The 8643-nt window shown below is 68.0% G+C and carries 10 protein-coding genes; 3 read left to right on the forward strand and 7 right to left on the reverse strand.

Features of this window, described 5'->3' with window-relative positions; all coding sequences use genetic code 11:
- Positions 1 to 1117: 1117 nt before the first annotated feature.
- A complete protein-coding gene (locus tag FCI23_RS61930; RefSeq protein WP_322974057.1) occupies positions 1118 to 1870 on the forward strand; it encodes a hypothetical protein in 753 nt (250 codons plus the stop codon).
- Positions 1867 to 2340, forward strand: coding sequence for a MarR family transcriptional regulator (locus FCI23_RS52340; RefSeq protein WP_136730985.1), 474 nt, complete (start codon positions 1867 to 1869; stop codon positions 2338 to 2340). The genes FCI23_RS61930 and FCI23_RS52340 overlap by 4 nt, the downstream gene beginning before the upstream one ends.
- Before the next feature lie 293 nt (positions 2341 to 2633).
- On the opposite strand, the gene FCI23_RS52345 is transcribed toward FCI23_RS52340, so the two are convergent.
- Both FCI23_RS52345 and FCI23_RS52350 read right to left on the reverse strand, forming a co-directional pair.
- Positions 2634 to 2894: a hypothetical protein gene (locus tag FCI23_RS52345; protein ID WP_211265866.1), complete on the reverse strand. Its 261-nt coding sequence runs from the start codon at positions 2892 to 2894 to the stop codon at positions 2634 to 2636.
- Complete coding sequence (locus FCI23_RS52350) at positions 2894 to 3118, reverse strand: hypothetical protein (RefSeq protein WP_136730987.1); 225 nt, start codon at positions 3116 to 3118, stop codon at positions 2894 to 2896. Before FCI23_RS52350 ends, FCI23_RS52345 begins: the two co-directional genes overlap by 1 nt.
- Before the next feature lie 177 nt (positions 3119 to 3295).
- On the opposite strand from FCI23_RS52350, the gene FCI23_RS52355 reads away from it, so the two are divergent.
- On the forward strand, positions 3296 to 4360 hold the full coding sequence (locus FCI23_RS52355) for an ETEC_3214 domain-containing protein (protein ID WP_136730988.1): 1065 nt from the start codon (positions 3296 to 3298) through the stop codon (positions 4358 to 4360).
- Positions 4361 to 4408: 48 nt separating this feature from the next.
- Here the strand turns inward: FCI23_RS52355 and FCI23_RS52360 are convergent, their stop codons facing one another.
- The 5 genes from FCI23_RS52360 to FCI23_RS52380 form a co-directional block, all read right to left on the reverse strand.
- Positions 4409 to 5758: an AlbA family DNA-binding domain-containing protein gene (locus FCI23_RS52360; RefSeq protein WP_136730989.1), complete on the reverse strand. Its 1350-nt coding sequence runs from the start codon at positions 5756 to 5758 to the stop codon at positions 4409 to 4411.
- 184 nt (positions 5759 to 5942) lie between these two features.
- Positions 5943 to 6083 (reverse strand): hypothetical protein, encoded by a 141-nt coding sequence (locus FCI23_RS57815; protein WP_169317426.1) that lies wholly within the window; start codon positions 6081 to 6083, stop codon positions 5943 to 5945.
- A 532-nt stretch (positions 6084 to 6615) separates the two neighbouring features.
- A complete protein-coding gene (locus FCI23_RS52370) occupies positions 6616 to 6879 on the reverse strand; it encodes a hypothetical protein (RefSeq protein ID WP_136730990.1) in 264 nt (87 codons plus the stop codon).
- Positions 6876 to 7484, reverse strand: coding sequence for a hypothetical protein (locus FCI23_RS61935; protein WP_246144878.1), 609 nt, complete (start codon positions 7482 to 7484; stop codon positions 6876 to 6878). The genes FCI23_RS52370 and FCI23_RS61935 overlap by 4 nt, the downstream gene beginning before the upstream one ends.
- 503 nt (positions 7485 to 7987) lie before the next feature.
- A partial coding sequence (locus tag FCI23_RS52380) for a recombinase family protein (RefSeq protein ID WP_322974058.1) occupies positions 7988 to 8643 on the reverse strand: 656 nt, incomplete at its 5' end.

An 8643-nucleotide genomic window follows, 5' to 3' on the forward strand; every position in this document is an offset into this window, starting at 1 on the left:
CCCGCGGAGCGGGTACCACATTGCTGCGCAATGTGCAAGCGATGCCCTCCGCTTCGCTCCGGGCAACGGCACGCTCCGCGTGCCTAGTTCGGCGAAGCCGAACCCAATCCCTCCGCTTCGCTCCAGGATTGACAGGTGATCAGCGGGCGCTGCGCGCCCGTCAGGCACCTCGCTCCGCGAGGCACCCAGTCATGCGCTCCGTGCGCTCCCACGGGACTTCCCGCCCCGCTACGCGGAGCTACGTGCCCAGGTGACACACCGTCCCCCCGCGCGGGCCCTGGAGGGCACGCGCACAGACAGGTCAACGAGAAGGGGAGGGGGTAGGGCTGATGGAACTCATTTGGGTGGTTCCACGGTTCGGCGCGGATGATTCAAAGATGATGCTAGATAGACTCTGGAGGTAGACCACTCCACCATAAACCTCGTTGACTTTCATTAGGCAAAACGAAGGAAGAATGCCTACTAGCCATTGCTGCCAGCGTAGTGGAGTCGGACGCGCGCTTCCCGAAAATAGACTTATAGATTACCGAACTTCGAGTTGATCGCTAATTCTTCAGTCACGAAAAGAACGCCCAGAATAAATGAATTAGGGCATCCGGAGGCACGGGAACTAGATGGGGGAGCAGCTGATGCACGTCACCGTCCGTGAGGCGAGGCGCGTGTCAGGACGTCGGGCCCGCCACGCGGTTGCGGAACCGGGCAGAGAGGAGCCGCGGCCGTTGGCTGACAGGGCGTCGGGGCCGCCCCTTCGCGCGCGTGACGGGGCGGCCCCGACCTATAGAGGAGTACAGAGACGTGTTGCCCCTGGTCAGAGCGTTGCAGTGAGGAGAGATGTGTACTCCCAGCAGCGACACATCGACTGCGATACGTCCCTCCTGGGGGTACACATCGGCTGCGAAATGTCGGCAAGGCCGACAGGATTCGGGCAGGAACGTCAGCGAGGCCGACATTCTGCGGGCTGTACGCCGCGCGGGCGGTGCCGGGGCCAGGATCTTTCGGCGCGGGGCCGTCGGACGGGGCAGGGGGGAGATCTGTCCCGTCTGAGGGGACAGAAGACACGCGGAACGTCAGGGAGACCGACGTTTTTGTCGGCCTGGCTGACATAATGCTGCCGCCCGTGATCGCTGAAGTGGAGGAGAGGAGCGTCGTGTCCTCGGAGCCGCAGCGCCGCCGTCCAAGCCCGAAGAGCGCCCCCCCGCGCCCGGAACTCCCCGTTGACGACGCGATGGAGGCCTGGGGCCAGCCCCTGGCGCCGGTGAAGGACCTGGACGATGTCGCCAGACGCTACCCGGGCCGGAAGCTGACGCTGGAGGGCGAGCGCAAGCCGCTCGAGTTCTACGGCAGGCCGGACCAGCCCAACGCCTTCTCCATGGACTCGCTGGAGTTCCTTTTCCTGATCGCGCAGTACTTCCGCGAGGCGCTGCCGCTGCGGATGATCCTGCTGCTGATCGCGTGCCAGCGGGCTGGCGGCCGCATCTACCTCACCCAGGATGAGATGGCCACCGTCCTGGACGTCTCCCGGACCAAGGCGTCCGAGACGCTGCAGGTCATCATGGGACATGGCATCGTCTTCAAGGTGAAGCGCGGCTGTTACCAGTTCAATCCGCCCTACTCCTACCGGGTAGCCGAGTTCATCCCGGGCACTGAGACCGCCGGCACCAAGGGCAAGGGCGAGTACGTGAAGGTCGAGCAGTACGACACCATCACTAAGATCCGCAACGACGCGAACCTGCCGGACCTGGTGCGGTTCCCGTCGCTGGAGTCCATGCGCCAGGCCATCGAAAAGCTGCGCCAGGAACGGGCTGAGGAACGTGCTGTACGCCGTCTGGAGCGCGCGCAGCGCCAGGAGGAAGGGGTAGTAGCCCAGTGAGCTCTCTGCGATTCGCCTCGGTCAACGCCGACGGCCTTCTCGCCGACCTGGACCTGCCGCCCGCCTCCTACCGAGCACTGCTCAAGCTGCGCGCGCTCTCCGAGGCCGGCGGCCGCATCAGCATCGACCAGGCCACCGTCGGCCAGCTGCTCGGGCTCAGCCGCCCCAGCGTCAACGCCGCGCTGCGCAGCCTGGAGCTCGCCAAGCTGGTCAAGAAGGTCCGCAACGGTGTCTACCAGATCAACCCCATGCTGGCTGGCTATCACTCCCCCGAGGACGCCGTAGCTGCCGTCAACGCCATGCCGACGAACGAGCGCCTGGACACGCCCCGCTTCGTCGCCAACTACCACCAGGCCGTCGCCGCGTACCAGGACCAGCTCGCCAAGCAGCGCGAGAAGCGCGCCGCCCAGGCCGCCGCCAAGAAGGCCTCGGACGCCAAGCGGCGCAAGACGCTCCACGCTGTCGGCTGAGCCCCCAGGGACGAGCACGCATCCCCAGAGCAGCACCGCGCAGCACAGCCGGCGGCGCCGTGCTGCACCCCCCACACGAGAAGCAGATCACCAAACAGGCGTTTGCTACACGGCGCTGCTGGACTCACCCAGCCTGCCGCACGAGCAGCGCCCAGGGCGGCTGCGCGGGCCGGCGTGCCATAGCTACAACGACCGGCCTTCGCCCGCTGCCCATGCAGCAGCGCCCCGGAGGGGGAGCCGGGGCGCTGCTGGGTCGGTGGAGCGGTTTCCCGATGCCGCTCGGGTCTCGCGGTCTACGCCTCCACGTACGCGACCACGATCACGGTGCGCAGTGTGGTGACGTAGTAGATGACGGCCACGTTCTCCACGTCGTCGTCGTAGCGCCAGAGTTCCGGATCGGAGTTCGGGATGGGCGTGCCCATCTCCGGGTCGACGGAGAGCGCGACCAGGGCGCGGTCCAGGGAGTGGACCTCGCTCTCGCTGAGCTTGCCGATCTGGGCGATGGCGGAGTCGGTGAAGCCGACGCGGGCGCGTCGGCGGCTGTGCTTGGGCATCAGGCGACGTGGCCGCGTCCGGCAGCGAGTTCGGCCAGGCGGCGGTCGCGGACGACTTCCCAGGGGGTGGTGGAGTCCGGGTCGGGCAAGCCGTGGACGGCGATGTCCTCCAGGACGGCGGCGAGCTCTTCGGCGTTGGAACGCTGGCGGGCCGCGTAGGCGCGCAGGGCATCAGCACCCTTGGGGGTGACCGGCTTGCGGCCGGGGGCCGGCTGTTCGCTCATCGCGTGCTCCTGGGCAGTCATCTAGCATCTGCTCTCACGGTATCGCCGCCGGGACCCCCGGAGGAGAGGGTTGGCGGTACGGGTTGGATCGCCCGGCCGGTTCACGGGCGCCGGTCGCTGTCCCGTCCCGCCGAAGCTTGATTGCTCTCATCGGAGATTGACCGGCATCAGGTCAGATTGGAACCCGTCGACGAGGACGGCGTGCTGCAGCTGCGCGTGCTGGCCAACGGGCTCACTGCCGCTCCCCGACCCGGCGTCGCTCTCTGGACGCGGCAGGTCGTGCTGGATGAGGTGGTCATGCCCGCCAGCACCGCGGGCTTGGTGCATCATCACGTGGTGAACTCGCTCGGTGATCTATTTCATACCTGGCAGCAGGTGCTGGTTTTGTGGGCGCTCGTCTTGGCAACGGGCGGCCTGCTCATGGCGGTCAGGACTCTCTGGCGGGCGACCGTGGGAAAGTCCCGGTTCTTCATAGCTCGCTATCGGCGCCTTGCTGTAGCTGCGCGTCACGAGTATGTGAAAGGGCTCTTCGGTGAGTCAGCATGGGAGCACCGTGGAAGGGTCGGGCCTGTCGAGCAGGTTGAAACGGATCGACCCCGGAGATGGTCATGGCGTTCCCGCCGCCCCGTGCAGCCGGGTGAGCCCGGTGTCGAAGTGACAGTCAGGGTGTGGCCGCTGGGGAAGATCGCGTACCTCAGCACCTGGTGCACAGACTCCGATGAGGTGGCCGCCTTCAGCCTGACAACGCGAAGCCGGTGGTTCCGGCCGCGGATCAGTATCGGGCCAGACCACACGATCACGCTGGGCAAGTCCCGTCTGGCTGACCTGCCCGCCCAACCCGCGCCGATCGGGAACCACTACGCCGCCGTAGGTGCGAGGCGAACCGCTTATGCGGAAGAACACTACTTCGGCAACGGTGGCCAGTATCGGCACTGGTTCGTCGGCGTGTGTGATGCGGGCTACCCGGTCCTGGCGCCTATCGGCGTGAAGGACGACGATGAGGCATGGGATGAGGAGCAGTTGGCGCGGTACCGCGCAGGTGCCGTGATCAATTCTGTTCTGGTCTGCGGTATGGGCGCGCTCTGGGTGTCCGAGGTTCTCCCCTACGGGATCGGTCCCGACCTCGACACTGTGCGCCTCATGGACGCCAATGCACCTCGCTGGACGCGGTGGCGTCAACAGCGACACCGCCGGCGGCTGGCGCGTGAGCTGCGGCGGTCCATCGAGGCGGGACAAGTCTGATGAGCCTGGGCAGCGGCGCAACGGTGCGACGCTATTACCGCTCGCTGATCAGGTGACAGTCTCGTCCGTCAGCTCCACACCGGCCGTTGCCGCCCAGGCCATCACCTGTGGGCCGTAGCGCTCGCGGCTCCAGTACTTGGTACGGATGCGGCCGTCGTTGGTCATCTGCAGCACCTCGGGGTACCCGAAGTACTGGATCAGATCCGTGGCTAGGCCTGCGGCCGCCGCAACCAGTGCCGGTCCGTCCTCCGCGAGGTCGTCAATGTCGAACACGTCGGTCGCCACCGGCGGGCTGAGCGCCTGGTGAGCGCCTAGGACGCCCCCGTAGCTGCGGGGGTGGTGGAGTTCGGCGGGGAAGCGGTGGCTGACCGGCCAGAGGGTCACGCGAACGGTAGCGTTGCCGCCCGCTGCGGCACGGTCCCGGGCATGGCGGGCCAGGAACCGAAGGCCGGACCAGATGTCGAGCACGATGTCTTCGTCGTCGATACGGCTGACGTCGTCGCTCTCAGGAACCCGGGTCCCTGGGCCGTTCGCGCGGCGGTCGGTCACGGCCGCGGCGTAGACGCCGGCGCCGCTCTTGTGCAGTTCGCAGGCGAGGTAGGTGGCCGCGACGGCGCTGGAACCGGCGTAGGCGATGAGTCGGCGGCTGCCCACCGTGACGCGCTCGTAGTACGACCCGCGCGGCACGATCCTGGGATCCTTGCCGACGAGCTCCTCCTGGAGCTGGCGCATGGCCTTCGCGTCGAGCGCGAAGTCGCCGCTGAGGTCCGGTACCAGGGTCACCACGACAGAGGTCAGGTAGCGGCCGTCGAGCCGGTCGACCAGATCGCCTTCGTAGCGGGCGAGGTCGTTGTATCTGCCTTGGATGGCGGCGAAGCGCTCCCGGTAGGCCGCAGAGACCTGCGTCTCCGTCAGGTACGTGGTGGTCGTGCCGTAGCGCCGGGGGTACCGCAGCCCCTTGTCGACCTGCACCGCGTGTGGTGCCATCGGGCTAGGAGGCACGGCGATGAGTAGGAAGCCATGCCCTTCCTGCTGCGGATCCTCCACCTGCCATACGTTGATGGTCGGGGTCGGATAGACCGTGTCAGCCACGATCTGCTCGACCCTTCGTACCTCCGCGTCGCTGACGGCAACCCCGGGAGCGGCCTTGGCGCGGGCCTGGTCGTCTTCTTCGATGCCGAGCACCAGAACTCCGCCAGAGGTGTTGGCCAGCGCCGCCACATCACCCGCTAGGTCCCGCTTGGCCCTGTCGGAGGCGCCGTAGAGTTCCTTCTTGAAGTCTAGGTCGGACGCCTCGGTCACCGCGTTCGTGACCAGGGAAGCGACCTGGGCGTGCGAAACAGCGTCCAGCCGGGCACCGAAGATGCCTTCGAGGCGACGCGAGCGAAGTGGGACCATGACGCCCGATCCTGCCGGGGATCACTACCTCCTGTCACACGGCTTGGGCCAAAGCTCTCCCGTACCGGGACTGATCACAGTGTCCGACGGGAAGAGGGCTTGCTCGGGCCGTTAGGCGCACAATCCGGGAGACCTGATGAGGCCCCGGGCAGCGCCCGGGGCCTCATCAGGTATTTCCGTGAGGTCAACGTCGGATGATCACGGTGATGCGATTGACGCTGACGGTGCTGAACGGCGCGACGCCGATGGCGGCCACGGCAATCGCCGGTGCCGCGTGATGGGTAAGGGCGAGGGCGGAGGCAGCGCCGATGGCGGCCACTGCCACGCCCGCACTGATCCAAACGATCTTGAATCCGGGGTGCTGTCGGTGGGGTGATGTACCTTCGGAATCGGTCAAGGGTTTCCTCTTCTCGGCAAGGGACGCGGGGCCCGACGACGACAGGAGGAGCCCTGGGCATCACGGCAGCCGGCAAGCAAAGTCCGTGAGACCAGGGCTCCTTCGTCATGCGAAGGCCGTGTCTGCTGACTGACGCTACCGGCAGGGTCTGACAATCGGGCATCCGTGCCCGGCACGACACCCGCGCAAGGCGGGCTGGGGCTTCCTGCTACCGGGGCGCTGCTGCACGGACCGACCAGGTGGGTCGATCCTCCAGGAGCAGATGCGGTCGGCGGCGTCGTACGCGTCGGTCCGTCTGGCGTCAATCTCGCGGGCGAGGTCGATCAGTGCGCCGTACAGGCGTCGAGGCCTTCGCCGGCGGCGCCCATGTACGCCACGGCGATGCCCGCGCCGAACAGCGCGTTGCGGGCAGGGATCGGGCGCAGTCGGATGGTGGCGTGCATGAGGGCGTAGCTCTCTGTCAGCGGGACAGGAGTCCGGGGCGGTGAGTGCACTTCCAGCAGTCGGCGCAGCCGCCGCACTCGGCACACCACGCCTGCGGAGCGCGCGGGCAGCAGCAGACCGGGTTGTAGTCGGGATCGCCGTCGCCCTCGAACCGCGCCTCGCCCCACGGCGGTGCCACCTGGACGTGGACCTGGCCGTCGGCGGTGAGGGTCTCGTACCGCGTGCCGCAGCCGGTGGACTCCACCCACTGCGCCACCACCTGGTCGTTGCCGCCGGTCACGCGGCACCGCCTTCCGGCCGGGCCTGGCCGGCCTCGAACGCCATGTCGAGCCAGCGGGCCACCGTCAGTGCGGCCGCTGGGTCGGCGGCCGCGACCCGGGTCACCACCGCTTCGTCGTCGCCGCTGAAGACGTCCAGGGCGCCGGGGCGGGCCAACGCCCGGCGCAGGATCTCCGGGGCCTCCTCAGCGGCGCGGCGAGCCGCCTGTACGGCGGCGGCCGCCGCCTCCTGCTCCTGGAGCTCGCGCTCGCGGGCGGCCTGCTCGGCTGCCTGCTGCTCGGCTTCGGCGGCGAGCTCCTCCTGGACGACCGCGTCGGCGTCCGGGTCGTACAGGCCGCCGGTGTCGGCGAGCAACTGCACGATGCGCTCCCACTCCGCGAGCTCCGCCTTACCGCGGCCGCCGTCGTCGGCCAGGTCCTCGTGCCGGGAGTCCTGCCGTGCGTCGAAGCGCGCTTCCTCGAGCGCGGCCGCCGCCTGGTCCTGCGTCATCCCCCGGGCGCGGCGGCGCACCGCGGACCGGCCGACCTTCACCCGGTCGACCGGCCGGGCCGGGCTCGCCGACGCGGCCCGGGGAACCCGCACGCGCCGCTGCTGATAGGTGCTCATTCATGGCCTCGCATTCACGGTCACAAGCCGTACGGTCCGCCACCGAATTTACGTGTCGGCGTCGCACCGGCGACATCTGGTTATAGCAGGTCCGATCCGGCACCGCTAAAAGGTGAAATTGATGTAGTAGACCTCGCCGAATTCGACCTCCAGGCCCGCCCGAGTGGTGTCGTACTCCCGGAAGTACGCCTCTCCGAGCGCTTCGCCACCAGGGAATGCAGCTCCTCCTCCGTCGCCCCGACGTCCTGCGCGGCGAAGATTCGGCCCGCCGCCTCCGGAGTGATGAGCCGGGTGATGTAGCGCTCGCGGCCGTCGTCGGAGGTGCCGGCACCCGCCCGAAACCCGAACTTGGCGTGGCAGTCGATGTGCATGCCGTCCTCGCTGGCCGCCCGCGCCCGGGCCTGGGCACGGACTGCGGCTGCCAGTCCCGCGCGGTCTCCTGGGGTCCCGGTAGTTCTCGCCGAAAAAACAACGAAGTGGCCGCTGAGCTGCGGTGATGACCGCTATGCGGGTCCTGGGGGCTGGCCCGGGACTTTGGAGAGGTGGCGGTAGATGGTGGGGCGGGTGACGCCGAATTCGTCGGCGATCTGCTGAACGGTCCACTTCTGCTTCCCGCTGGTGTCGACCTCGTCGTACATCTCCCGGGCGAGGCGGATCTGGCGGGGGCCGAGTTTGGGTTTCTGGCCTCCGGTTCGGCCCCGGGCCCGGGCGGCGGCCAGCCCGTCCATCGTCCGCTCCGACATCAGGGCGTGCTCGAACTCGGCGACCGCGCCGAGGATCTGGAAGAACATGCGGCCGACGGCGGTGGAGGTGTTGATGCCTTGGTCGAGCACGACCAGGTCGACGCCGCGGGCTTGGAGGTCCTTGGCCAGCTCGATCAGATTTTCGAGGGAGCGGTCGAGTCGGTCGAGTTTGGTCACCACCAACTGGTCGCCTTCGCGGGCGACCAGGAGGGCCTTGTCGAGTTCGGGGCGGCGGGCGAGCTTGCCGGAAGCCTTGTCGGTGAATATCTTCTCGCAGCCTGCGACTTTAAGTGCGTTGTGGCAAACCGAAGCTCGTTCGAGGCGGGTAGTGCGGGTGATCATTCGGACAGAGGTGCCGACGTGGTCGGGGGCATGAAGGAACGGGCCTCCTGGTAGTGACGTGGTTGTCGAAGCCC

The organism is Actinacidiphila oryziradicis, from assembly GCF_005047355.1.
In the GTDB taxonomy this organism is placed as follows: Bacteria; Actinomycetota; Actinomycetes; order Streptomycetales; family Streptomycetaceae; genus Actinacidiphila; species Actinacidiphila oryziradicis.

What these genes read in the sequence shown, in the direction of transcription:
- FCI23_RS52345 (WP_211265866.1), bottom strand. Translation starts at nt 2,894, where the DNA reads ATGCCCAAGCACAGCCGCCGACGCGCCCGCGTCGGCTTCACCGACTCC.
- FCI23_RS52350 (WP_136730987.1), bottom strand. Translation starts at nt 3,118, where the DNA reads ATGAGCGAACAGCCGGCCCCCGGCCGCAAGCCGGTCACCCCCAAGGGT.
- FCI23_RS52360 (WP_136730989.1), bottom strand. Translation starts at nt 5,758, where the DNA reads ATGGTCCCACTTCGCTCGCGTCGCCTCGAAGGCATCTTCGGTGCCCGG.
- FCI23_RS61935 (WP_246144878.1), bottom strand. Translation starts at nt 7,484, where the DNA reads ATGAGCACCTATCAGCAGCGGCGCGTGCGGGTTCCCCGGGCCGCGTCG.